18 protein-coding genes are annotated in these 22,617 nt (G+C 64.9%); 10 read left to right on the top strand and 8 right to left on the bottom strand.

Going from position 1 to position 22,617, the window contains the following annotated elements; translation table 11 throughout:
* Positions 1-276 precede the first annotated feature (276 nt).
* Both gltP and A9513_RS01460 read left to right on the top strand, forming a co-directional pair.
* A complete protein-coding gene (gltP, locus tag A9513_RS01465; protein ID WP_037010334.1) occupies positions 277-1,626 on the top strand; it encodes a glutamate/aspartate:proton symporter GltP in 1,350 nt (449 codons plus the stop codon).
* A 108-nt stretch (positions 1,627-1,734) separates the two neighbouring features.
* Positions 1,735-2,964 carry a nucleoside recognition domain-containing protein gene (locus A9513_RS01460; protein WP_065083782.1) on the top strand — a complete coding sequence of 410 codons (1,230 nt, stop codon included), beginning with the start codon at positions 1,735-1,737 and terminating at the stop codon, positions 2,962-2,964.
* Here A9513_RS01460 and A9513_RS01455 read toward each other — a convergent pair.
* Positions 2,946-3,596: a S1C family serine protease gene (locus tag A9513_RS01455; protein WP_231387761.1), complete on the bottom strand. Its 651-nt coding sequence runs from the start codon at positions 3,594-3,596 to the stop codon at positions 2,946-2,948. The genes A9513_RS01460 and A9513_RS01455 overlap by 19 nt on opposite strands.
* A gap of 432 nt (positions 3,597-4,028) precedes the next feature.
* Between A9513_RS01455 and A9513_RS01450 the strand changes: the two genes are divergently transcribed.
* Both A9513_RS01450 and A9513_RS01445 read left to right on the top strand, forming a co-directional pair.
* On the top strand, positions 4,029-5,318 hold the full coding sequence (locus tag A9513_RS01450; protein WP_024764988.1) for an MFS transporter: 1,290 nt from the start codon (positions 4,029-4,031) through the stop codon (positions 5,316-5,318).
* 124 nt (positions 5,319-5,442) lie between these two features.
* Complete coding sequence (locus A9513_RS01445; RefSeq protein ID WP_024764987.1) at positions 5,443-5,994, top strand: GNAT family N-acetyltransferase; 552 nt, start codon at positions 5,443-5,445, stop codon at positions 5,992-5,994.
* Positions 5,995-6,017: 23 nt separating this feature from the next.
* Here the strand turns inward: A9513_RS01445 and A9513_RS01440 are convergent, their stop codons facing one another.
* Entirely contained in the window at positions 6,018-7,391 is a 1,374-nt protein-coding gene (locus tag A9513_RS01440) for a pitrilysin family protein (RefSeq protein ID WP_065083781.1), read from the bottom strand.
* 205 nt (positions 7,392-7,596) lie between these two features.
* On the opposite strand from A9513_RS01440, the gene A9513_RS01435 reads away from it, so the two are divergent.
* Positions 7,597-8,553 carry an NAD-dependent epimerase/dehydratase family protein gene (locus A9513_RS01435; protein WP_024764985.1) on the top strand — a complete coding sequence of 319 codons (957 nt, stop codon included), beginning with the start codon at positions 7,597-7,599 and terminating at the stop codon, positions 8,551-8,553.
* A 70-nt stretch (positions 8,554-8,623) separates the two neighbouring features.
* Here the strand turns inward: A9513_RS01435 and A9513_RS01430 are convergent, their stop codons facing one another.
* Complete coding sequence (locus A9513_RS01430; protein WP_065083780.1) at positions 8,624-9,658, bottom strand: AraC family transcriptional regulator; 1,035 nt, start codon at positions 9,656-9,658, stop codon at positions 8,624-8,626.
* A gap of 96 nt (positions 9,659-9,754) precedes the next feature.
* Positions 9,755-11,479 carry a Na/Pi cotransporter family protein gene (locus A9513_RS01425; RefSeq protein WP_065083779.1) on the bottom strand — a complete coding sequence of 575 codons (1,725 nt, stop codon included), beginning with the start codon at positions 11,477-11,479 and terminating at the stop codon, positions 9,755-9,757.
* 355 nt (positions 11,480-11,834) lie between these two features.
* Between A9513_RS01425 and A9513_RS01420 the strand changes: the two genes are divergently transcribed.
* Positions 11,835-13,142 carry a sorbosone dehydrogenase family protein gene (locus A9513_RS01420; RefSeq protein ID WP_065083778.1) on the top strand — a complete coding sequence of 436 codons (1,308 nt, stop codon included), beginning with the start codon at positions 11,835-11,837 and terminating at the stop codon, positions 13,140-13,142.
* A gap of 17 nt (positions 13,143-13,159) precedes the next feature.
* Positions 13,160-13,633, top strand: a complete 474-nt coding sequence (locus A9513_RS01415; protein ID WP_065083777.1) for an LEA type 2 family protein — start codon at positions 13,160-13,162, stop codon at positions 13,631-13,633.
* A 61-nt stretch (positions 13,634-13,694) separates the two neighbouring features.
* On the opposite strand, the gene A9513_RS01410 is transcribed toward A9513_RS01415, so the two are convergent.
* The 4 genes from A9513_RS01410 to A9513_RS01395 form a co-directional block, all read right to left on the bottom strand.
* The gene (locus A9513_RS01410; RefSeq protein WP_024764981.1) at positions 13,695-14,456 is read right to left on the bottom strand and encodes a TerC family protein; all 762 of its coding nucleotides are present in this window, start codon (positions 14,454-14,456) and stop codon (positions 13,695-13,697) included.
* Positions 14,457-14,488: 32 nt separating this feature from the next.
* On the bottom strand, positions 14,489-15,793 hold the full coding sequence (locus A9513_RS01405) for a CitMHS family transporter (RefSeq protein WP_054907612.1): 1,305 nt from the start codon (positions 15,791-15,793) through the stop codon (positions 14,489-14,491).
* Between the two features lie 265 nt (positions 15,794-16,058).
* Entirely contained in the window at positions 16,059-17,030 is a 972-nt protein-coding gene (locus A9513_RS01400) for an AEC family transporter (RefSeq protein ID WP_176707206.1), read from the bottom strand.
* 85 nt (positions 17,031-17,115) lie between these two features.
* Positions 17,116-19,521 carry a carbohydrate-binding family V/XII gene (locus A9513_RS01395; protein ID WP_065083775.1) on the bottom strand — a complete coding sequence of 802 codons (2,406 nt, stop codon included), beginning with the start codon at positions 19,519-19,521 and terminating at the stop codon, positions 17,116-17,118.
* A 318-nt stretch (positions 19,522-19,839) separates the two neighbouring features.
* Between A9513_RS01395 and A9513_RS01385 the strand changes: the two genes are divergently transcribed.
* The 3 genes from A9513_RS01385 to A9513_RS01375 are packed head-to-tail and all read left to right on the top strand — an operon-like array spanning position 19,840 to position 22,499.
* The gene (locus A9513_RS01385; RefSeq protein WP_024764977.1) at positions 19,840-20,814 is read left to right on the top strand and encodes an ABC transporter substrate-binding protein; all 975 of its coding nucleotides are present in this window, start codon (positions 19,840-19,842) and stop codon (positions 20,812-20,814) included.
* A 57-nt stretch (positions 20,815-20,871) separates the two neighbouring features.
* Positions 20,872-21,678, top strand: coding sequence for an ABC transporter permease (locus A9513_RS01380; RefSeq protein WP_024764976.1), 807 nt, complete (start codon positions 20,872-20,874; stop codon positions 21,676-21,678).
* Positions 21,666-22,499 carry an ABC transporter ATP-binding protein gene (locus A9513_RS01375; RefSeq protein ID WP_024764975.1) on the top strand — a complete coding sequence of 278 codons (834 nt, stop codon included), beginning with the start codon at positions 21,666-21,668 and terminating at the stop codon, positions 22,497-22,499. Before A9513_RS01380 ends, A9513_RS01375 begins: the two co-directional genes overlap by 13 nt.
* The last annotated feature ends 118 nt before the right edge of the window (positions 22,500-22,617 follow it).

Here is a 22,617-nt window from a genome sequence, read left to right as displayed (position 1 = left end):
GCCATTGATGGCCAATCAGCACCAAGCCTAGACGGCTTTGCAGAGCGCTGCGTGACAGGCATCGAAGAACCTGGATCATGCAGAAAATCAAGGGTCTTACGACCTGAAACCAAGGTTTCAGATGCCTTTTCCTATGCCGATTGTGCATGGGGTAGGCGTTTCCGGCATTAGACGGGAAAGGGGTGGGTCGGAATCATGCGCCCCTTTTTTCGCTGGCCGTCGGCATCCCGATGGTTTGGCGACCCCGACTTCCACAAGAATCAAGGGTGACTCACTATGGGCAAAGCCAAGCTCAGCCTCGCCTGGCAGATCCTCATCGGCCTGGTACTCGGAATTGCATTGGGCGCCGCGCTCAACCATTTCAGCGCGGAAAAGGCCTGGTGGATCAGCAACATCCTCCAGCCGGCGGGCGATATCTTCATCCGCCTGATCAAGATGATCGTTGTTCCGATCGTCATCTCCTCGCTCATCGTCGGCATCGCCGGCATGGGGGATGCTAAGAAGCTCGGGCGGATCGGCCTGAAGACCATCATCTACTTCGAGATCATCACCACGGTCGCCATCGTGGTTGGTCTGCTGCTGGCGAACATCTTCCAGCCCGGCGCCGGCATCGACATGAGCACCCTGGGCACTGTGGATATCTCCCAGTACGCGCAGACCGCCAAGGAAGTCGAACACCACCACGCGTTCATCGAGACCATCCTCAACCTGATCCCGTCGAACATCTTCGCGGCGATGGCCCGTGGCGAAATGCTGCCGATCATCTTCTTCTCGGTGATGTTCGGCCTGGGTCTGTCTTCGCTGCCGGCGCCGACTCGCGAGCCGCTGGTGAAGATGTTCCAGGGCGTGGCCGAGGCCATGTTCCGCGTCACCCACATGATCATGCGCTACGCCCCCATCGGTGTGTTCGCGCTGATCGCCGTGACGGTGGCCAACTTCGGCTTCGCCTCGCTGCTGCCGCTGGCCAAGCTGGTGGTACTGGTGTACTTCGCCATCGCCTTCTTCGCCTTCATGGTGCTGGGCCTGGCCGCACGCCTGTTCGGCTTCTCCATCATCAAGCTGATGCGCATCTTCAAGGACGAGCTGGTCCTGGCCTATTCCACCGCCAGCTCCGAGACCGTGCTGCCGCGCATCATCGAGAAGATGGAAGCCTACGGCGCGCCGAAGGCGGTCAGCAGCTTCGTGGTGCCCACCGGCTACTCGTTCAACCTCGATGGCTCGACCCTGTACCAGAGCATCGCAGCGATCTTCATCGCCCAGCTCTACGGCATCGACCTGTCCATCGGCCAGCAGTTGATGCTGGTGCTGACCCTGATGGTCACCTCCAAGGGCATCGCTGGCGTGCCGGGCGTTTCCTTCGTGGTGCTGCTGGCGACCCTCGGCAGCGTGGGCATTCCGCTGGAAGGCCTGGCCTTTATCGCCGGCGTCGACCGCATCATGGACATGGCGCGCACCGCACTGAACGTGATCGGCAACGCCCTGGCGGTGCTGGTCATCTCCAAGTGGGAAGGCGTGTACGACGCGCAGAAAGGTGCCCGCTACTGGCAGGCCATGCAGAACGGTCGCGTTGAAGCCTTCCTCGAAGGCGAGGGCGCGGATGGCAAGGAAAGCCCCGCCGCTCGCTGACCCGCAAGGGTTATCCACAAGGCCCCGGCAGCGTCCGGGGCCTTGTCGTTTCTGGCGTCGGAGGGGGCCGTGCCGCTATCATCCGGGCCATTCCAAGGGGGACGATTCATGCTCAACGGCCTGTGGCTGAGCTTTTTCATGGTGGCGGCGGTCACCGCGCTTTCCCGCTGGCTGCTGGGGGGCGAAGCCACCGTCTTCGCCGCCATGGTGGAAAGCCTGTTCGCCATGGCCAAGCTGTCGGTGGAAGTCATGGTGTTGCTGTTCGGCACCCTGACCCTTTGGCTCGGCTTCCTGCGCATCGCCGAAAAGGCCGGGCTGGTGGAAAAGCTCGCGGTCGTCCTTGGCCCGCTGTTCCGCCGCCTGATGCCGGAAGTGCCCGCCGGCCACCCGGCCATCGGCCTGATCACCCTGAACTTCGCCGCCAACGGCCTGGGCCTGGACAACGCCGCCACGCCCATCGGCCTGAAAGCCATGAAGGCGCTGCAGGAGCTCAACCCCAGCAGCACCACTGCGAGTAATGCGCAGATCCTCTTCCTGGTGCTCAACGCTTCCTCCCTGACGTTGCTGCCGGTGACCATCTTCATGTACCGCGCCCAGCAGGGCGCGGTGGAGCCGACCCTGGTGTTCCTGCCGATCCTCCTGGCCACCAGCGCCTCCAGCCTGGTCGGGTTGCTCAGCGTTGCCGTCATGCAGCGCCTGAGACTGTGGGACCCGGTCGTGCTGGCCTACCTGATTCCCGGCGCGCTGGCGCTGGGTGCCTTCATGGCGCTGCTGGCGGGGCTGTCCGCCACCGCGCTGGCGCAACTGTCCTCGTTGCTGGGCAACCTGACGCTGTTCGGCATCATCATGCTGTTCCTCATCGTCGGCTGGCTGAAAAAGGTGCCGGTGTACGAAACCTTCGTCGAAGGCGCGAAGGAAGGCTTCGACGTTGCCAGGAGCCTGCTGCCGTACCTGGTGGCGATGCTTTGCGCCGTTGGCGTGTTGCGCGCCTCAGGTGCGCTGGAGATGGCACTGGACGGCATTCGCTGGGTGGTCGAGGGCGTGGGCTGGGATACCCGTTTCGTCGATGCACTGCCCACCGCGCTGGTCAAGCCGTTCTCCGGCAGCGCCGCGCGGGCGATGCTGCTGGAGACCATGCAATCCCACGGCGTGGACAGCTTCCCGGCCCTGGTAGCCGCCACCGTGCAGGGCAGCACCGAGACCACCTTCTATGTGCTGGCCGTGTACTTCGGCGCCGTCGGTATCCAGCGTGCCCGCCATGCCGTGGGTTGCGCGCTGCTGGCAGACCTGGCCGGCGTGCTGGCGTCCATCGGCGTGTGCTACTGGTTCTTCGCCTGAAACTGGCGGGCCGCCCCGCGCTTCGTCTGCTCCTGGAACAGCAGCCATTCGCGCTGGATCACCTGGTAGGGCACGAAGACACTGAGCCGCTCCATTCCGGCCAGTTCCGGTCGGTTCGCCGGTGGCGTCCAGCCGGCGTGGAAGCCGATGTTGATCCCGAGCACGCTGCCATCTCCGGCCAGCAGCGGGCCGCCGGACATGCCCTTGGCCATCGCGGCATCGTGCACGCCGTAGCGCTCGGTACTTTGCGATCCGGAGTTGATGAACGGGACCGGCCAGACCCGACCCTGGGAACTCACCGGGATCATCAGCGTGCTGCTGCCGATGGCGGTCACCTGTTCACCTGGGCGGAAATCCCGCCAGTGCGGAACTTCACCCGCCGCCTTGTGAGCGATGAACAGCAGGTCGCAACCGGTGCTGCAGCGGTACGCCTGATTCATCAGAAAAGGAGTGTGGGCGGCGGTTACTGCGTAGTCGGCGTTCCACTGCACCGCGGAAGCAACCAGCAGGCCGGGCAGTGGCGGGCCTGACAGGACCTGGAAGTACCGCTCGGTCAAGCGACTGTCGGTTTCCGGCGATACCCAGCCATTGCATCCTGTCAACGTCAGGATGAGTAGGAAACTCCATTTCATATCATTAGCCTTTTCCGTTTAATTTGTGGGAAAAGTTAATGATTATTGAAAGAAAATTCCTATATAAAATTAGGATTTATTACGTAGTAAAATAGCTTGTTAATAATCTTGTATGGCGAAAGTTTCCTAGGAAGTTTCTGAAGGAAGTTGATATGAAATTTCAGGAATAAACTTATTTGTCAAAAAAAACCAAGTACCAATTTATAACTGTCAAGACGTTACTTGTTTTTTCCGACGAACAGCATCGAAGCTTTCACGAAGCTTTCAAACCCATGTAATTCAAACCTTTCAGCCATTTTTCGATTGTCTGATGGCGGTCATTACACATAGGGTTACAAATAAGTCAGCCCTCCACTGCCCCGATCCACCCGGATGGCGACTGTCGATTTCCCTCGTGGAAATTTCCCGTGTGTCAGCCTGAGTGATGTCCCCATGGCCTCGAACAATTCCAAAGCCAAAGCCGTCTTCCGCGTGGTGAGTGGCAACTTCCTCGAGATGTACGACTTCATGGTGTATGGCTTCTACGCCACCGCCATTGCCAAGACCTTCTTCCCCGGCGACGACCCCTTCGCCTCCCTGATGCTGTCGCTGGCGACCTTCGGCGCCGGCTTCCTGATGCGCCCGCTGGGCGCCATCTTCCTTGGCGCGTATATCGACCGCCACGGTCGCCGCCAGGGCCTGATCATCACCCTTGGCCTGATGGCCATGGGCACCCTGCTGATCGCCTTCGTTCCGGGCTACGCCACCCTGGGTGTCGCAGCACCCTTGCTGGTGCTGTTCGGCCGGTTGCTGCAGGGCTTTTCCGCCGGCGTGGAGCTGGGCGGCGTGTCGGTCTACCTCGCGGAAATCGCCACCCCGGGCAAGCGCGGCTTCTTCGTCAGTTGGCAGTCGGCCAGCCAGCAGGTCGCCGTGGTGTTTGCCGGCCTGCTGGGCGTGATCCTCAACCACTGGCTGAGCCCGCAGGACATGGGCGAGTGGGGCTGGCGTGTGCCCTTCTTCATTGGCTGCCTGATCGTCCCCGCGCTGTTCATCATCCGTCGCTCGCTGGAGGAAACCCCGGAGTTCCAGCAGCGCAAGCATCGTCCGACCCTGGGCCAGGTGCTGCGCTCCATCGGCCAGAACTTCGGCCTGGTGCTGGCCGGCACTGCCATGGTGGTAATGACCACCGTGTCGTTCTACCTGATCACCGCCTACACCCCGACCTTCGGCAGGAACGAGCTGCACCTGTCGGACTTCGACAGCCTGCTGGTGACCATGTGCGTGGGCCTGTCCAACTTCATCTGGCTGCCCCTGATGGGGGCGGTGTCCGATCGCATCGGCCGCAAGCCGCTGTTGCTGGCCGCCACCGTGCTGGCACTGGTCACCGCCTACCCGATGTTGTCCTGGTTGGTGGCGGAGCCCAGCTTCGCTCGCCTGCTGGAGGTGGAGCTATGGCTGTCCTTCCTCTATGGCAGCTACAACGGTGCGATGGTTGTCGCGCTAACCGAGATCATGCCGGCCGACGTACGCACCACCGGCTTCTCCCTGGCCTACAGCCTGGCGACTGCGACCTTCGGTGGCTTCACCCCGGCGGTCTGCACCTGGCTTATCCACACCCTCGACAACAAGGCCGCGCCGGGAATCTGGCTCAGTGGTGCGGCGGCCCTGGGCCTGCTCGCCACCCTGGTGCTGTTCCGCAAGGGCGCCCGTGCGCGGGAAGGGGCGCTGGCCGCTGGGGTCTGAGACCCTCTGCGACGTTCTGCCCCAGCGCGGTTTCGGGCGGCATTGACTCAAGTCAGGCTTGCCCGGACCGCGCAGGAGAAGGATAGGGTCAACCCAATCCCTCTTCTCCAGCGGAGAACGCGTCATGATCACCCACCCCACCGCTGAGCTCGCAGCCCTCGGGGCTGTTGGCGCCGATCACTGGATAGAAACTCTCGAAGACGGCAGCCATGTGCTGATCCGGCCGTTGCGCGCCGAAGACCGTGAGCGCGAGCGCCTGTTCCTCGAGCGCCTATCCCCCATGACCCGCAAATTCCGCTTCCACGGCGAAGTGAAGATCGACGACAAGCTGCTCGATCGCCTGATGGACGTGGACTACCAGACCACCATGGCCTTCATCGCACTGACCCATGTGGACGGCGAGCTGCGCGAAGTCGGCATCAGCCGTTACGCGGCTGTGGACAACCAGCAATGCGAATGCGCGGTGACCATCGCCGACGAGTTCAAGCAACTGGGCCTTGGCCTTGCACTGATGCGCCACCTGATCGACGTGGCCAAGCGCAATGGCTTCCACCAGATGTATTCGATCGACTCGTCCATGGACCGCGACATGCGCGACATGGCCCGCGAGCTGGGCTTCCGCGCCCAGGTCGACCCGGACGATTCCTGCCAGGTCATCCGCCGCCTCGCCCTCTGAGGCTTATCCGGCCCGGCGGGCAATCAGCCCCGCCGGCGCCGGAGCGCCAGCCCGACCAGTACCGCCAACAGCAGCGCGCCCAGCGCTGAAAGTGGATAGACCCTATCGTCGTCCAGCAGCGGTTTCTCGATACGCAGATACCCCTCGTCCTTGAACAGCTGCTGCGCCACGTCGTTGGCTTGCGTGAGGCTGACCCTTGCCAGGCGCTTGTCCTCGTCGGGGAACTTGCCGTCGTCGAAGTCCGCCAGCGCGCCCCAGTAGTAATCCGCCAGCGTCGAGTTGCCCGGCGTGCTCCAGGCCAGTTGCGCGCGCGCCACGCGCTGGATGCGGGCAAAGCGCTGTGGGTCGAGGCCGTCGTGGCGGATCTTGTCCACCAGGTCCTTCAGGGCCTGCTGGGTCACCTTCTCCTGATCGCGCTCGACATCGGCGTTCAGGCTCATGAAGCCCTGGTTGGCCCAGGCGGTGCGTTCGCTCCAGGGGCCATAGGAGAGCTCCCGGCGTACACGCAGTTCGGTGTAGAGCGCATCGTTCAGGTAGGCCTGCAGCAGGTCCAGCGTGGCGCCGTCGGCTTCCGCCGGCTCGGGGAAAATCCAGTGCAGTACCGCGCTTTCGCCGAACAGCCCGGTGGTCAGGCTGCGCTGGCGCTCGGCCCCCTTTTTCATCTGCGGCAGGTCGCGGCGCTCCGGGGTGTCGTGATCGACCAGGGCGCCGTAGGTACGGCCCAGGTAGACCGGCAGGCGCGGGTCGAGGTCGCCGACGATGATCAGGGTCATGTTGCTGGGGACATACCAGTCCTTGCGCAACTGCTCCAGCTGGGTCCGGGTCAGGTTATCCACAGGCGCGCGCTCGTCGCACGACAGCCCCAGTTCCACGGCCAGCTGTTCCTGGCCGGCGCGGCTGACGTTCTGGTGGTCCAGCCAGCGCTGCAGGTGCGAATAATGGCCGCCGTCCTCGCGCACCAGTACCTGTTTGGCGGAGTCGATCTTGCGCTGGTCGAGCTGGGTGCGGGTGATGATTTCCAGCAGCAGGTCCAGCACCTGGCGCTGGGTGGCGGCGGGGGATTCGACGACGAAAGCGGTGTCGCCCTCGCTGGTGTAGGCGTTCCATTGGCCGCCCAGGGCCTGCATGCGCGCTTCCAGGTCGGCCTCGTCGCCGCCATCCAGGCCGCTGAAGAACAGGTGCTCCATCAGGTGCGGAAGCTGCCGGTCGCGGCAACTGAAATCACTGAAGCCGACGCCGACGATCAGGCGAATCGACACGTGGCCCTTCTCGTGGGTGGGCTTGAACAGTACGCCCATGCCGTTCTCCAGCTGATAGGCCTCGACCGTCTGTCGCTGGTCGGCAAGGGACCAGGTGGTGAGCAGCAGGGACAGCAGGGGGACGAACAACCAACGCATGAGCGGTGAGCCTGGACGCAAAGCCGTGAGGATAGCGGATTGACCGACGCGAACCCACCGCGTTCAACCTTTGTCGGGTGGCATCTTTGGTCATGGGGCTGGCTTGTGCGGTCACTGTCGGTGCTGGCGCAGTGGAACTACGCTGCAAGCACGCACCCTTCAATAGCCCAAAGTTCGCCGCGTTCCCGAGCGATCTGGAGGTTTCATGCGCGTATTGATCACCGGCGCCGCTGGCTTTCTGGGGCAGAGCCTGCTCAATGAACTGGCCGTGCAGCACCTGGATTGGACGCTGATCGCCGGAGACGTCAGGCGCATCAATACCCAGGGCCTGCGACCGAACATCGAGCCGGTTGCGCTGGACCTGGGTGTGGCTGCGCAGGTGAATGCCTGCGTAGAACAATGGCGACCGGACGCCATCGTCCATCTCGCCGCCGTGGTCAACCCGCCGCGGGAAATGACCCCGCAGAAGCTGCACGCCATCGAAGTCGGCGGCACTCGCGCGCTGATCGAGGCGGCGCGGCAGACCGGCGTTAAGCAACTGATAGTCACCAGTTCCGGCGTCGCTTATGGCTTCCACCGCGACAATGCCGAGTGGATCGACGAATCCCATCCGCTGCGCGGACACCCCCACCTGCTCCAGGCGCGTTGCAAGCAGGAGATCGAACAACTGCTGGCGGATGCGCGGAAACGTTATCCACAGCTCAAGCAGTTGATCCTGCGTCCCGGCACCATTCTCGGCCGACGTGTGCATAACCCGCTGAGCGAACTTTTTGCCCGGCCCACCATGGTGGGCGTGCTGGGGCACCGCAGCCGCTTCGTGTTCATCTGGGACCAGGATGTCGTGAATGTGATCCGCCAGGGGCTGGAACGCGGCAGCGAGGGCATCTACAACCTCGCCGGCGATGGTGCGTTGTCCTTGCGCGAAATCGCCGGCCTGCTCAACAAACCCTATCGGTCCATGCCCGCAGGCCTGCTGCGCATGGGGCTGGGGCTGCTCAAGCCGCTGGGTTTGTCGCGCTTCGGCCCGGAGCAGGTGGACTACCTGCGCTATCGGCCAGTGCTGGACAATCGCCGGTTGAAGGAAGAGTTCGGCTACGAGCCGCGCTATTCCAGCCGCGAGGCCTTCCTGGCCTATCTCGCGGCGCGGGGACCGAACGGCTGAGTCGCAGGCTGTGGATATCCTGTAGGCAAGTCTGTTGAAAAGCTTACTGGCGGTTACTTGTCGCTGCCGGCTAATTGCCTGACTGTCGCCTCCGCTGGCGATATTCGCCCGGTGTCAGCCCCGTCCAATGACGGAAGGCACGGAAGAACACGCTGGGTTCGGAATAGCCGAGCAGGGCGGCGATATCCGTGGCCGGCAGGTTGCCTTCGCCCAGGTAGCGTTCCGCCAGTTGCCGGCGGGTGTCGGCGAGCAGCTGTTGATAACTGCTGCCTTCCTCCGCCAGTCGGCGCTGCAGCGTGCGCTCGCTCAGGCCCAGTTCGCTGGCAACCGAAGCGCGGCCCGGTTCGCCGCGGGCCAGTTGCTCACCCAGGAGGGCGACGACACGGCCGCTGATGCTGGCGCTGGGCAGCCGGGCGAGCAGGCCTTCGGCGTGCTGGCGCAGCAGATCGCGCAGCGGCGGATTGGCCTGGGGCAGTGGTGCGTCGATGAGTGCCCTGGGTAGGCCCATGGCGTAGTCAGGCGCTTCAAACTGCAGAGGGCAGCCGAAGGCCTTTTCATATTCTTCGAGATTCTCCGGCTGGCTGTGCATGAAGCGGCAGCTGGCCAATTGCAGGCCGCTGAGCAGGGCGCGCAGCTGGCGCGCCCAGAACCCCAGCAGCGCCAGGGCGCGGGCGCGGGTCGCCGGCGTTTCGGGGCTCAGCGGGCGGTAGGTCACCCAGATGATCTCGGCTTGCGCCTCGATGGCCACCTGGCCGCCTTCGCCTACCAGGCGCTGGTAGCGCATGGCCGATTCGAGGGCGTCGCCCAGCGTGGTGCTCGACTGCAGCAGATAGCCCAGCGCGCTGAAGGATGCCGGCGACAGGGCGCGGCCCATGGCCAGGCCGGGCTCATCGTGCTTCAGGTCTGTCTGGATCACCTGCCACATGCGCTCCTGCAGCGCGAAGTCGATACGCGCATCCGGGTCGCTGAGCTGGGATTGCTGAATGCCGCTGGCAGCGAGCAGCGCATCGCGGTTCATACCGAGACGTACGGCCGCCAGCAGAATGGCCTGGGTCAGGCTGGCGCTGACCGAGGGAGGGCGTTGGGATTGAGTGCATGCTTCCATGGCGGCGGATTCTGCCCGAACCCTGGGCGTCGTGATATCAGGACTTTGTAGGGGCTGGCGAACGCTCCGTCGAAGCGCTCGCCCAGTCCCTGGCCGTCAACCCGTCGCGCTGGAGCCGGGCGGAGCCGGGCGCTGCTGATCCTGTACCGCTTCGACTTCGCGCTCGACGAAGTCATCGTCTTCCCCAGGTTCAGTGGTTGCCGAACTGCTGGCATCCGGGTTGTCCAGAACAGCATAGGCGATGGCGCAGAACAGCGAGTTCAAGCGCTTCATGTCGCTGATCAGGTCCAGGTGCAGCGAGCTGGTCTCGATGCTCTGTACCACCTGCTGACGCAGGCGGTCGACATGCGAGTGGGCGAAGCGCCGTTCCTGCAGGCGGAAGCGCTGCTTGGCACGGCGCAGGCGCTTGGCGCCTTCCTGGTCACCATTGAGGAACACCGACAGGGACAGGCGCAGGTTGGCCACCAACTGACCGTGCAGCACGGTGATCTCCTCCAGGCCGTTGTCGGAGAAGGATCGGCTGCGCGAGGTCTTCTTGTCCTGCACGGCGCCGAGCATGTGTTCGATGATGTCGCCCGCCTGCTCGAGGTTGATCGCCAGCTCGATGATCTCCGCCCAGCGACGGCTGTCGGCTTCGCTCAGGTCTTCGCGGGGCATGCGCGCCAGGTACAGCTTGATCGCGGTGTAGAGGGCGTCGACGTCGTCGTCCTGCTTGCGGATTTCCTTGCCCAGCAGCGGGTCGCCGCTGTGGATAACCTGCATCAGGTTGTTCAGCATCTGTTCGACGATATCGCCCATGCGCAGGGTTTCGCGCACCGCGTTGACCAGCGCCAGGCTTGGCGTGTCCAGTGCACCGGGGTCGAGGTGGCGCGGGCGGACGATATCTTCCGGCGAATGGCGGTCGGGCATGAGGCGCGTACAGAAGGCCGCCATTTGTCCGGTCAGCGGCAGGCAGGCGAGGCAGCGGGTGGTGTTGTAGAGCACGTGGAAGGCGATCACCAGTTCGGCGGTGCTGAACTGCCAGTGGTCGATCCAGTCTGCCAGCGGGCCCACCAGCGGCAGCACCAGGGCGCAGCCGGCGACCTTGAACAGCAGGCTGCCCAGCGCCACGCGGCGGCCGGCGGCGTTCTGCGAGGAGGCACTGATCATCGCCAGGATTCCGCTGCCCAGGTTGGCGCCGATCACCAGGCACAGCGCCACTTTCAGCGAGATCACCTTGGAGGCGGCCAGCGTCGCGGTAAGCAGCACGGCCGCCAGGCTGGAATAGGAAATCATCGCGAACAGCGCGCCGGTGAGCGCATCCAGCATCACGTCGCCGGTCAGGCTGGAGAACAGCACCTTGACGCCCTTGGCCTGGGTCATCGGCTCCGCTGCCGCGACGATCAGCTGCAGCGCCAGGATGATCAGCCCCAGGCCGATGAACACCCGGCCGAGCTGGCCCAGGCGCGACTTCTGTCGGCCGAGGAAGAAGATCACCCCGAAGAAGATCAACAGCGGCGACAGCCACGACAGGTCCAGGGTCAGCACCCGTGCCATCAGCGCCGTGCCGACGTCCGCGCCGAGCATGATCGCCAGCGCTGGCGCCAGGGCCATCAGTCCGGTGGCGACGAAGGAGGTCGCCAGCAGCGCCGTGGCGTTGCTGCTCTGCACCAGCGCGGTGACACCGATGCCGGCGGCGAAGGCCAGCGGGCGCTTTTCCACGCTGCGGCTGAGGATTTTTCGCAGATTACTGCCGTAGACCCTGAGGATGCCGGTGCGGACGATGTGAGTGCCCCACACCAACAGGGCGACGGCAGAGAGCAGATCGAGCAGTTTGAGCATGTCGGGCCCCCTTGCACGCAAATGGGCCCGCGGGCGGAGCGTCCGTCGACGGACCCTGTAACGACCTCGCCCGCGGCTCCGTACAGACAGCGCGGAGGGCCGAGAAGGACACGGCAGCATTCAGGCGATTGTCACAAGACTGTCATGGTAGACCCTCGTTCTTCCCTGAGGGTTCGCCAAATCTCTGATTTGCCGGGATTCCTGTCTGTCAGTAAAGCCGATCAAACACGGGTGCGAGAGGCTTTGCATCGGTTATTTCGCACGGATCGGCGGGCGGATATGTCTAGACTGCCTCACCATTTGCTGACAGAAGTGCTCATCGACATGGATGCGCCACAGGCCGAGGAGAAGTCGCATGCGTAGGTCGTTCCCCCTCCTGATCGTACTGGCGTTGGCCGGTTGCGGCGACAAGTCGGCGCTGCCGTTCACCGCCGGCACCGGACCTCAACCGCAATTGCCCGAACCCCAGAGCAGCGTGCTGCCCACCGTCAACATCGCCACCGCCACCGGCTGGCCCGCCGGGCAGATGCCCCGTGCTGCCGAAGGCCTGGAGGTGCAGCGCTTCGCCGACAAGCTGGAACACCCGCGTTGGCTTTACGTGCTGCCCAACGGCGATGTGCTGGTGGCGGAAAGCTCGGCACCGCCCAAGGAGGAGTCCGGCGGATTGAAGGACTGGGTCGCTGGCAAGGTCATGGCCAAGGCCGGGGCCTCGGTACCCAGCGCCAACCGCATCACCCTGCTGCGCGACGCCGATGGCGATGGCGTGCCGGAACAGCGCAGCGTGTTGCTGGAGGGCCTGTTCTCGCCCTTCGGCATGGCGCTTGTGGATAACTGGCTGTATGTGGCCAACGCCGATGCCGTGGTGCGCTTCCCGTACAAGACCGGTGAGACGGCGATCAGCGCACCGGCGGAAAAGGTCGTCGACCTGCCGGGCGGGCCGATCAATCACCACTGGACCAAGAACATCCTCGCCAGCCCCGACGGCCGCTACCTGTACGCCACCGTCGGCTCCAACAGCAACGTCGGCGAGAACGGGCTGGACGCGGAGAAGCACCGCGCGGCGATCCTGCAGATCGACCTTTCCAGCCGTAACGTGCGGGTATTCGCCTCCGGCCTGCGCAACCCCAACGGGCTGGGCTGGGAGCCCAACAGCGGCGCCCTGTGGACAGCCGTCAACGAGCGCGACGAACTGGGCAACGACCTGGTGCCGGACTACATGACCTCGGTGAAGGACGGCGGCTTCTACGGCTGGCCCTGGAGCTACTTCGGCCAGCATGTGGATAAACGCGTCGAACCGCCGCGCCCGGACATGGTGCAGAAGGCCCTGGTGCCCGACTACGCCCTGGGTTCGCACACCGCCTCCCTCGGCCTTGCCTTCTATCAGGGCAGCCTGCTGCCGGAGCGTTATCGTGGCGGCGTGTTCATCGGCCAGCACGGGTCGTGGAACCGCAAGCCGCGCAGCGGTTACCAGGTGGTGTTCATCCCCTTCGGCGGCGGCAAGCCCAACGGCCAGCCGGTAACGGTGCTGGATGGTTTCGTCAACGACAAGGAGGAAGCCATGGGCCGTCCGGTCGGCGTCGCTGTGGATAAGTTTGGCGGCCTGCTGGTGGCCGATGATGTGGGTAACACCGTATGGCGGTTGCGCCCGGCTACCCTGAAGTGAATCGACGAGGAGGCCGCATGGCCAAGCTACATCGCCTGATCCTGATGGCCGCGCTACTGACGCTGGGCGCGTGCAGCAGTCTGTTCGGCACGCGCGATCCGCTGCGCATCGACCTGGTCGGCCTGGAGCCGGCGACCGGGCAGGGCATGGAAGCGCGCTTCACGGTCAAGCTGCGGGTGCAGAACCCCAATGACCAGGCCATCGACTACGACGGTATCGCGCTGGACCTTTCGGTGAACGGCCAGCCGCTGGCCAGCGGGGTGAGCGACGCCAGCGGGCAGGTGCCGCGATTCGGCGAAACGGTGATCAGTGTGCCGGTGAGCATCTCGGCTTTCTCCGCGCTCCGCCAGGCCTGGGGCCTGTCCGGCGGTCCACCGCGCCAGGGCATGCCCTACGAAATCAGCGGCAAACTGGCCGGTGGGTTGTTCGGTACGGTGCGCTTCAACGACAAGGGCGTGCTGAACTGGCCGGAGCCGGTTGCACGTCCTTGAGGTACGTTGCTGTGGATAAACCGGGCTGTGGATAGCCCGGTTTTTTATTGCCTGCCGTGGGCTACTGGCCTGGGATGTCCTTGCGCAGCTTCACCGGGTCCACTTCCTTCTTCCCACGCGCGGTGCGCATGCGGATGTTCAGCGCTTCCACCGCCAGCGAGAAGGCCATGGCGAAGTAGACGTAGCCCTTGGGCACGTGGACTTCGAAGGCTTCGGCGATGAGCACGGTGCCGACCACGATAAGGAAGGACAGCGCGAGCATCTTCAGCGACGGGTGCTTGTCGATGAAGTCGCTGATGGCGCCCGCCGCCAGCATCATCACCATGACCGCCACGACGATGGCCGCGACCATCACCGGCACGTTGGAAACCATGCCCACGGCGGTGATCACCGAGTCCAGCGAGAACACGATGTCGATGATGGCGATCTGGATGATGGTGCCGATGAAGCCACCCATCACGCTCTTGGGTTCTCCCTCGGTTTCATCCTCGCCCTCCAGGCCGTGGAAGATTTCGCTGCTGCTTTTCCACAGCAGGAACAGGCCGCCGAAGAACAGGATCAGATCGCGCCCGGAGATGCCCTGGCCGAACACGTGGAACAGGTCGGCGGTCAGGCGCATGACCCAGGTGATCGAGAGCAGCAGCAGGATGCGCGTGACCATCGCCAGCGCCAGTCCGAAGAAGCGCGTGCGCGGTTGCATGTGCTTGGGCATGCGGCCGACCAGGATGGAGATCATGATGATGTTGTCGATGCCCAGGACGATTTCCAGGGCTGTCAGGGTGAAGAACGCAATCCAGATTTCAGGGCTGGTCAGCCATTCCATTGTCGCGGTACTCGAAGTCGGTCGTTGATCGGTCAGTCATTGAACAGCGGGAACAGGCCCAGCAGCAGCGCGGCGGCGAGGATCGCCAGGCACACCAGCACGGCCCATTTGAGGGTGAAGCGCTGATGGTCGCCGAAGTCGATCTTGGCCAGGCCTACCAGCAGGTAGGTCGAGGGCACCAGCGGGCTGAGCAGGTGCACCGGCTGGCCGACGATGGAGGCACGGGCCATTTCCACCGGCGTGATGCCGTACTGCGCGGCGGCCTGGGAGAGTACCGGGAGCACGCCGTAGTAGAAAGCGTCATTGGACATGAAGAAGGTGAACGGCATGCTCACCAGCGCCGTGATGGTCGCCAGATACGGCCCCAGCGCCGGCGGGATCACCGCCAGCAGGCTCTTGGACATGGCTTCGACCATGCCCGTTCCGGAGAGGATCCCGGTGAATACGCCCGCGGCGAAAATCAGCGAGACCACCGCGAGGACGTTCTCGGCGTGGGCGCCGATGCGCTTCTTCTGCTCCAGGATGCAGGGATAGTTGACGATCATCGCGATCCCGAAGGCGATCATGAACAGCACCGGCATCGGCAGCAGGCCGGCGATCAGGGTGCCCATCAGCACAACGGTCAGCACGGCGTTGAACCACAGCAGCTTGGGCCGACGCGCCTCGGGGTATTGCGACACACTCACGTCCGCCATCGCTTCGTGGTCGGTCGGCAGGTGCAGCTCGCCCAGGCGGGCGCGCTCGCGCTTGCCGTAGACCCAGGCGAGGGCGAAGATCGCCGCGATGCCGGCGAGCATGGCCGGGATCATCGGCACGAAGATGTCCGCCGGGTCGACGTGAAGGGCGCTGGCTGCGCGGGCAGTGGGGCCGCCCCAGGGCGTCATGTTCAGCACGCCGCTGGAGAGCATGATCAGGCAGGCCATCAGCAGCGGGCTCATGCCCAGGCGGCTGTACAGCGGCAGCACGGCGGCCACGCAGATCATGTAGGTGGTCGAGCCGTCGCCATCCAGCGAGACGATCATCGCCAGCGCGGCGGTGCCCATCGATACCTTCAGCGGATCGCCCTTCACCAGTTTGAGGATGCGCCGCACCGCCGGGTCGAACAGCCCGGAGTCGATCATGATGGCGAAGTAGAGGATGGCGAACATCAGCATCACGCCGGTTGGCGCGAGGGTGCGGATGCCGTCCAGCATCATCGGTCCCAGGCCCTTGGCGAAGCCGCCGAGCAGGGCGAAGGCGATCGGGACCAGGATCAGCGCGATCAGTGCCGAAAGCCGCTTGGTCATGATCAGGAACATGAAGGTCGCCACCATGGCGAAGGCGAGGAAAGTCAGCATGGGGATAACTCCGTCTCGGCGCCGAGGTTCAGCAGCGGCTGTGGATAAGCACGAGTGGTACGGACGGAGTGGGAGCGGGGGCGGACAGGAAACGGGGCATGAGCGATCACCGATTGTTGTTTTTGTACGCTGCGCGAACGCAGGTCCGGCCGGGAGGACCGAGGCGGCGATGCTAGGGGGTCAAGCTTTCAGCAGGCTTTCGCAGAATATTTCCACAGATCGGTGGGGATTTGCGCAGGTTCAATCCAGATGCAGTGGACAAATTTCAGGAGCCCAGCGCCTGGATCGCACCCATCACCAGCAGCAGGCTGGCGCCGGCCAGCAGTGTCTGCAGGGTGATGATCCCCGCCATCAGTCCGCTTTCGCCGCCCAGCTGGCGGGTCAGTACATAGGCGGTCGGGGCTGTGGGGAGCGCGAAGAACATCACCAGCAGTGCGCTCTCCAGCGGCGGCAGTGCCAGCAGGCGAGCGATGGCGAAGGCCAGCAAAGGCATGGCCAGCAGGCGGATTGCGCAGTTCCAGCCCAGTGCCGAGACCTCCGCGCGCAGCTCCTGCGGCTGTAGTGCTGCACCCACGCAGAGCAGGCCCAGCGGCAGGCTCGCTACGGCCAGCAGGTTGAACAGCCGGTCCGTACCGCCGGGCAGGCCGATGCCGCTCACATTCAGCAACGCGCCCGCCACGCAGGCGAGGATCAGCGGGTTCCTGACAATCGGCAGCAGTAGCGAACGCGGGCTGATGCCGCGTTCGGCAGTCAGCGCCCAGACCGACATCACGTTCACTGTCGGCACCATCAGCGCCAGCATCAGCGCGGCCAGGGTCAGGCCCGGTTTGCCATAGAGGCTGCCCACGGCCGCCAGCCCCAGGTAGGTGTTGAAGCGCAGCACGCCCTGGGCGATGGCGCCGAAGCGCGCGGCATTCCAGCCACGCAGGCGTTTGGCGATGAGCAGGGCAATCCAGGCGATACCCAGCCCGAGCACCACTGCCAGCGCCTGGCGGGCGAGGCCGGGGTCGTTCAGCGGCGCGCTGGCCAGGCTGCTGGCCAGTAGCGCAGGAAACAGGATGAAGTAGTTGAGCCGCTCGGCTGCCGGCCAGAAGGCCTCGCCGGGGAAACCTTTGCGGCGCAGCACGAAGCCGCCGACGATCAACGCGAACAATGGCCACAGGGCCTGGAACAGAGCGGTCACGGCAACCCCAAGAGGGTGGTGGGAGCGGGCATCTTGCCGAGGGTGAGGGGGCAAGGGCAAGGTGTGTGGATAAGTGCCGATCCTTGCCCGAAGTGGTTTTCCACAGGCTCAGGCGGTGTGGAAAACCTTGTCCACACCCTCAGCGGCGGAAACCGCCGCCGCCAATGTGGCCGCCGCCGAAATGCCCTCCACCGCCCCACTGCCGCTGCGTCTGATTGAAGCGCTGCTGGCCGACCTGCCGCGACTGGTACTGCTGCTCCAGTTGCCCACGCATGTTGGCCTGGTTCGGCTGGACGGGCTGCCAGCCATTGCTGGTGTGTTGCTGCCAGCCGTTGTCGGTGTGCTGGTAGACGTTGCCATCGTGCCCGGCGTAGACGTCGCCATTCTTCCAGGCCACGGCGTTGCCGGTCCGGCGATTGTAGGTCACGCCGCGGTTGTCGTGGTCGTAGCTGCCGCGGCCGTCATCCACATCGCCGGATACCCCGCGCTCGGCGATGGTGGTGCGACCGGTCTGGGCGTTGTGCTTCACGCCCTGCTGGCCGGCCTTGAAGTCGCCGCTATCGGCATCGTAGGCCACGCCACTGCGCCCTGCGGCGGAGATACCGGTGGAAGCATTGGAATAGGCTCCGCGCCGCCCGGCCGCTCCCTGGTCGGTATAGGGGTTGAACGCCGCGCCCTGGCTACCGGCGAAACGGGTGCCGGTGCGCGGGTTGTAGCCGGCCGCCGAGCTGCCCTGCCACTGGGTGCCGGTCCAGGCGTTGTAGCCATAGGCGTGGGTGACGGTGCCCTGGCCCCAGCGCCCGTAGAAGTTGGCCTGGTTGATGTTGGTATAACTCCAGCCGCCCTGTGGATAAGGTCCCCAGTACGGGCCCCAGTAAGGCTCCGGCGTGCCCCACCAGGCTCCGGCGGCGTAGCCGAAGGCGAAGCCGGTCAGCGCGCCGACGGCAAAGCCCGCGCCATAGCCATAGGTCGGTGGATAACCGTAGTACACCGTGCTGCTGACATAGGCGGGATAGGCGTAGCCCGTGCCGTACACCACCGTGCCGTCGCTGTTGACCACCACGCCCAGGTATCCCGGCGTGTAGCCGACAACCACGGTCTGCGGGGTCACCGAGTAGATGTGCACATACGTCACGTAGTACACCGGCGAACTGGGCGGGATGCCGTAGATCGCCGCGGGCACTTCGGTGGCCACTTGCCACGGCCCGCTCGGGCTGGGGGCGGTGAACCAGACGCCGTTGCTCACGGCGAAGAACTGGTTGGCCGTCACTTCGATCACTGGCGTCGGCGTGTTCACCGCGTAGTTCAGGCTGGTGCCGGTGATCGACTGGAAATTCGGCGCGCCGTCATAGGTCACCTTCAGCGTGGCCTTGCTGCGCGAGACGCTGGCAGTCTGCGGAATGCTCGCGGCGATGGCGGCTTCCTTGGCCTGGGGCGTACCGGGCACCGAGACGAGGACGTTGGCTTTCGGGTCCTTGGCGGAGATCTTCGCGAAGTCGGCGGGCAGGTCCTTGCCGGGCACATAGGTCCACGGGCCTTTCTCACCCGGGCCGCTGAACCAGCGGCCGGATACCAGCACGTACCAGGTGTTGTGGGTCGGATCGACGAACACCGCGTGATCGGCATTGTTCAGGCTCAGCAGGCTGACGCCGTCCACCGGCGCCATCTGCGCGGTGCCGTCGCTGACGATCAGTTCGGTGGGCTGCGTGGCCACCCACACGGCCGGCGCCTTGCCCGGCTTCTTGCCGTTCTTGGGCAGCAGAGCGTCCACCGGGCCGGCCTTCTCCGCCGCCTGCTGGGCGCTGAGCAGCACCTTGGGCGGTTGGCTGAGCACCAGCCAGGTGCCGTCCAGCGCCTGTGCCGTGTACCAGTTACCGGCGGCGTTCAGGTAGTTGTTGCCCTGGGCGTCGCGCAGGAGCAGCACGCGGCTGTTGATAACCCGCTCGAAGTCGCTGCCCGTCAGGGCTTGCCACTTCGGCTGGCCGTCGATGATCACCAGCACGGTCGGGGTGCTGGCGAAAATGATCTGCGGCGCGTCGTTCTTCACTTCCACGTGACGCAGCTTGTCCAGTTGCTGGTTCACCGCGTAGCTGGCCTGCAACTGGTCGAGGGAGACTGTCAGGCCTTCTTTGGGCAGCCGCGCCACCAGGGCATCGCGCACCTTGTCGGCGCTGTCTGGTGCGGTGGGGACTTCGACCTTTTCGATGCGCAGGTCGGTGAGTTGCACCAGGCCGCTGGCCTTGTCGATGGCGGCGGCGGCGGAGAACTGCGCTACCCCGTAGGTGGGCGCGGCATTGGCGGCGCCGATGGCGATGGCCGCCCGGCCGACCATGCGGGTGCCGTCCCAGTCTTCGATCTGCGGCTGGAAGATCTGCACATGCTGGTCGCCCAGGGCGAAATCCCGGGGCCATTTCAGTTCTTCGGCCATTGCCGGCGAAGCGGGCGCACCGGCCTGTGGTTGGCCCTGGGCGGCAACGGCAGCAGCGGGATGCAACGACAGCCCGGCGACGAGCGCCAGGGCCGAGAGAATGGGGCGGGGGGCCATGCTGGAAACCTTCCTTGAGGAGAGCTGCGTTCAACCATAGTGCAGCGCAGAACAACCCGCGCGCGGCCGAGCTCTCCCCTGCGCCATGCTGGTGCAATTTCGCCGGCAAGGCAGCTTTTTCTTATGGCGCAACGACATATTTAATAATTTTCCGAGCCTCCCGCTTCGGCCACCATCGGTCTGTCAGACATGTCGCGAGACAAAGCCTTCAGACGCTGGGCCATAGAGCCCGATGCCGCACATGTCCCGGTTCTACCGGCCTCCTGGCCACTGCCGCAGTAAATCAACAACAAAGCCAAACGGCTGTGGGAGTGCTTCATGATCAAGTCCTTGCTCGTGCGTTCCATCGCGTGTTCCGCCCTGGCTCTCGCCGCCGCTTCTGGCGCGCAGGCCGGTACCCTGTCCATCGGCCATACCACCTGGGTCGGCTACGGCACCCTCTATCTCGCCCGCGACCTGGGCTACTTCAAGGAGCAGGGCCTCGACTTGCAGCTGACCACCATCGAGGAAGCCTCGATGTACATGGCGGCCCAGGCCTCCGGCCAGCTCTCCGGCTCCGCTTCCACCATCGACGAAATCCTCAAGTACCGGCCGAAGTTCTGCTTCAAGGCCGTGGCTGCGCTGGACGACAGCCATGGCGGCGACGGCGTGCTGGTGGGCAAGGACGTCACCTCCCTGGCCCAGCTGAAGGGCCAGGAAGTGGCGGTCAACGAAGGCTCTGTCTCGCAGTTCTGGTTGGCCTACCTGCTCAAGCACGCCGGCATGAGCATGAGCGACATCAAGGTGCAGAACATGACCGCCGACGATGCCGCCAGCGCCTTCATCGCCGGCCGCGTACCCGCCGCCGTGACCTGGGAACCGCACCTCTCGCTGGTACGCGAGAAGCAGCAGGGCAAGGTGCTGGTAGACAGCTCCACCACCCCCGGCGTGATCGTCGACGTGGTCGCCCTCAACTGCGACGTGATCGAGAAGCAGCCCGAGGACGTCAAGGCCCTGGTGAAAGGCCTGTACAAGGCCGTGCAATACACCAAGGAGCACCCGGACGAGGCCTACGCCATCATGGCCAAGGGCGTCGGCGGTTACCTCTCCGATCCCAAGGCCCTGGCCGATGCCGCCAAGGGCGTGCGCTTCTACGACAAGGCCATGAGCGAGCAACTCATTGGCACTCCCGGCAAGCCCGGCGACATCAAGGGCTTGATCCGCCTCGCCAACGAAACCTGGAGCGGCCTGCAGGGCAAGCGCCTGGAAGTCAGCTACGACGACCTGGTCGACCCGCGCTTCGTCTCCGAGTAACCGTCTCACTCTTGTCCCCGCGGGCGGCGCCGTGCCGCTCGCCTGGAGGAATTCGCGATGCCTCGTCGTTCGCAATCCTGGCTCAGCCGTTGCCTGACGCCCAAGGTCGACCTGCCGCTGAAGCTGGTCTGGTCCGCCGGCACCCTGTGCTGGCTGCTCGTGTTCGGCCTGTGGGCCGGGCTCTCCTATGGCGGCGTGGTGCCGGCGATGTTCCTGCCCACCCCGGACGCGGTGCTCGCGGCCGGCGTGCGCCTGGCCAGTGACGGTACCCTCGCCACCCACGTGATGGCCAGCGTCAAGGTGGTGATGATCGGCTTCATCATCTCCTCGCTGGTGGCGGTGCCGCTGGGCCTGTTGATGGGCAGCTTCCGCATCGTCCAGGCCTTCCTCGAACCGCTGGTGAACTTCATTCGCTACCTGCCGGTGACCTCCTTCGTGCCGCTGTTCATCCTGTGGATCGGCATCGGCCTGGAACAGCGCGTCACCGTGATCATCTTCGGCGTGTTCTTCCAGCAACTGGTGATGATCGCGGACGTTTCCCGCGGCGTCGCCAAGGACCTGGTCAATGCGTCCTACACCCTGGGCTGCAACCGCCGCGACGTGGTCCTTCACGTGCTCGGCCCGGCGTCGCTGCCGGGCGTGCTCGACACCCTGCGCGTGACCATGGGCTGGGCCTGGACCTACCTGGTCGTGGCCGAACTGGTCGCCGCCTCCAGCGGCCTGGGCTACATCAGCCTCAAGGCCATGCGCGGCTTCCAGGTTGACGTGATCTTCCTGGCCATCGCCATCATTGGCCTGCTGGGCCTGATCACCGACCAACTCTTCCGATTCATCCGACTGAAGGTGGCGTCATGGGCGCAGTAGCGATCAAGCAGGAAGAAGCGGCCGTGACCGGTCAGGAACAAGCCAGGCCACCGCGCCTGCGGGTGGAGAACGTCAGCCTGCGCTACCGCACGCCCGAGGGCGGCACCTTCAGCGCGCTGGAGAGCGTCTCCTTCGAAGTGCCGGACCAGCAGTTCGCGGTCATCGTCGGCCCGTCCGGCTGCGGCAAGTCGAGCCTGCTCTACCTCACTGCCGGCCTGGCCGAGCCCACCGAAGGCGACATCTATGTCGGCGGCCAACTGGTCGACGGCCCGGGCGCCGACCGCGGCATGGTGTTCCAGAGCTACACCCTGTTCCCCTGGCTGACCGTGCGCCAGAACGTCGAGTTCGGCCTCAAGCGTCGCGGCATGCCGGCGGCCGAGCGCCGCGAGATCGTCGACTACTACCTCGACGAAGTCGGCCTGCGCCGCTTCGAGAACAACTATCCCAAGCAGCTCTCCGGCGGAATGATGCAGCGCGTGGCGATCGCCCGCGCGCTGGCCAACGACCCGCAGATCCTGCTGATGGACGAGCCCTTCGGCGCGCTCGACAGCCAGACCCGCATGCAGATGCAGCAACTGCTGCTGCGCGTGTGGGACCACAGCAAGAAGACCGTGGTGTTCGTCACTCACGACATCGACGAGGCCATCCTGCTGGGCGATCGCGTCTACGTCATGGGCGCACGCCCCGGCCGCATCAAGCGCATCCTCGACGTGCCCATCGAGCGCCCGCGCTCGCTGGACATGGTCATGGACCGCCAGTTCATCGAGATGAAGCGCGAGATCCTCGGGCTGCTGCACGACGACCTGGAAGAAGCGCACTGACCTGCCGTCGGCCGGCGCCTCCTGCAGGGCGCCGGCCGATACGGTGATTCGCTGCAGCACCGTTCGGCCCCCTCTGCCTCGGGAGAGGGTTGGGGTGAGGGGTTCTGCCATTCACGCA

Source organism: Pseudomonas sp. AU12215 (assembly GCF_001675465.2).
Classification (GTDB): domain Bacteria; phylum Pseudomonadota; class Gammaproteobacteria; order Pseudomonadales; family Pseudomonadaceae; genus Pseudomonas; species Pseudomonas nitroreducens.
This window is presented reverse-complemented; position numbering and strand designations above follow the sequence as displayed.

Bases quoted from the DNA above. Each gene is read 5' to 3' on its own strand.
- A9513_RS01430 (WP_065083780.1), bottom strand. From the start codon at position 9,658: ATGGAAGCATGCACTCAATCCCAACGCCCTCCCTCGGTCAGCGCCAGC.
- A9513_RS01395 (WP_065083775.1), bottom strand. From the start codon at position 19,521: ATGGCCCCCCGCCCCATTCTCTCGGCCCTGGCGCTCGTCGCCGGGCTG.
- A9513_RS01420 (WP_065083778.1), top strand. From the start codon at position 11,835: ATGCGTAGGTCGTTCCCCCTCCTGATCGTACTGGCGTTGGCCGGTTGC.
- A9513_RS01445 (WP_024764987.1), top strand. From the start codon at position 5,443: ATGATCACCCACCCCACCGCTGAGCTCGCAGCCCTCGGGGCTGTTGGC.
- A9513_RS01450 (WP_024764988.1), top strand. From the start codon at position 4,029: ATGGCCTCGAACAATTCCAAAGCCAAAGCCGTCTTCCGCGTGGTGAGT.
- A9513_RS01440 (WP_065083781.1), bottom strand. From the start codon at position 7,391: ATGCGTTGGTTGTTCGTCCCCCTGCTGTCCCTGCTGCTCACCACCTGG.
- A9513_RS01385 (WP_024764977.1), top strand. From the start codon at position 19,840: ATGATCAAGTCCTTGCTCGTGCGTTCCATCGCGTGTTCCGCCCTGGCT.
- A9513_RS01410 (WP_024764981.1), bottom strand. From the start codon at position 14,456: ATGGAATGGCTGACCAGCCCTGAAATCTGGATTGCGTTCTTCACCCTG.
- A9513_RS01405 (WP_054907612.1), bottom strand. From the start codon at position 15,793: ATGCTGACTTTCCTCGCCTTCGCCATGGTGGCGACCTTCATGTTCCTG.
- A9513_RS01455 (WP_231387761.1), bottom strand. From the start codon at position 3,596: ATGAAATGGAGTTTCCTACTCATCCTGACGTTGACAGGATGCAATGGC.
- A9513_RS01460 (WP_065083782.1), top strand. From the start codon at position 1,735: ATGCTCAACGGCCTGTGGCTGAGCTTTTTCATGGTGGCGGCGGTCACC.
- gltP (WP_037010334.1), top strand. From the start codon at position 277: ATGGGCAAAGCCAAGCTCAGCCTCGCCTGGCAGATCCTCATCGGCCTG.
- A9513_RS01380 (WP_024764976.1), top strand. From the start codon at position 20,872: ATGCCTCGTCGTTCGCAATCCTGGCTCAGCCGTTGCCTGACGCCCAAG.
- A9513_RS01415 (WP_065083777.1), top strand. From the start codon at position 13,160: ATGGCCAAGCTACATCGCCTGATCCTGATGGCCGCGCTACTGACGCTG.
- A9513_RS01435 (WP_024764985.1), top strand. From the start codon at position 7,597: ATGCGCGTATTGATCACCGGCGCCGCTGGCTTTCTGGGGCAGAGCCTG.
- A9513_RS01425 (WP_065083779.1), bottom strand. From the start codon at position 11,479: ATGCTCAAACTGCTCGATCTGCTCTCTGCCGTCGCCCTGTTGGTGTGG.
- A9513_RS01375 (WP_024764975.1), top strand. From the start codon at position 21,666: ATGGGCGCAGTAGCGATCAAGCAGGAAGAAGCGGCCGTGACCGGTCAG.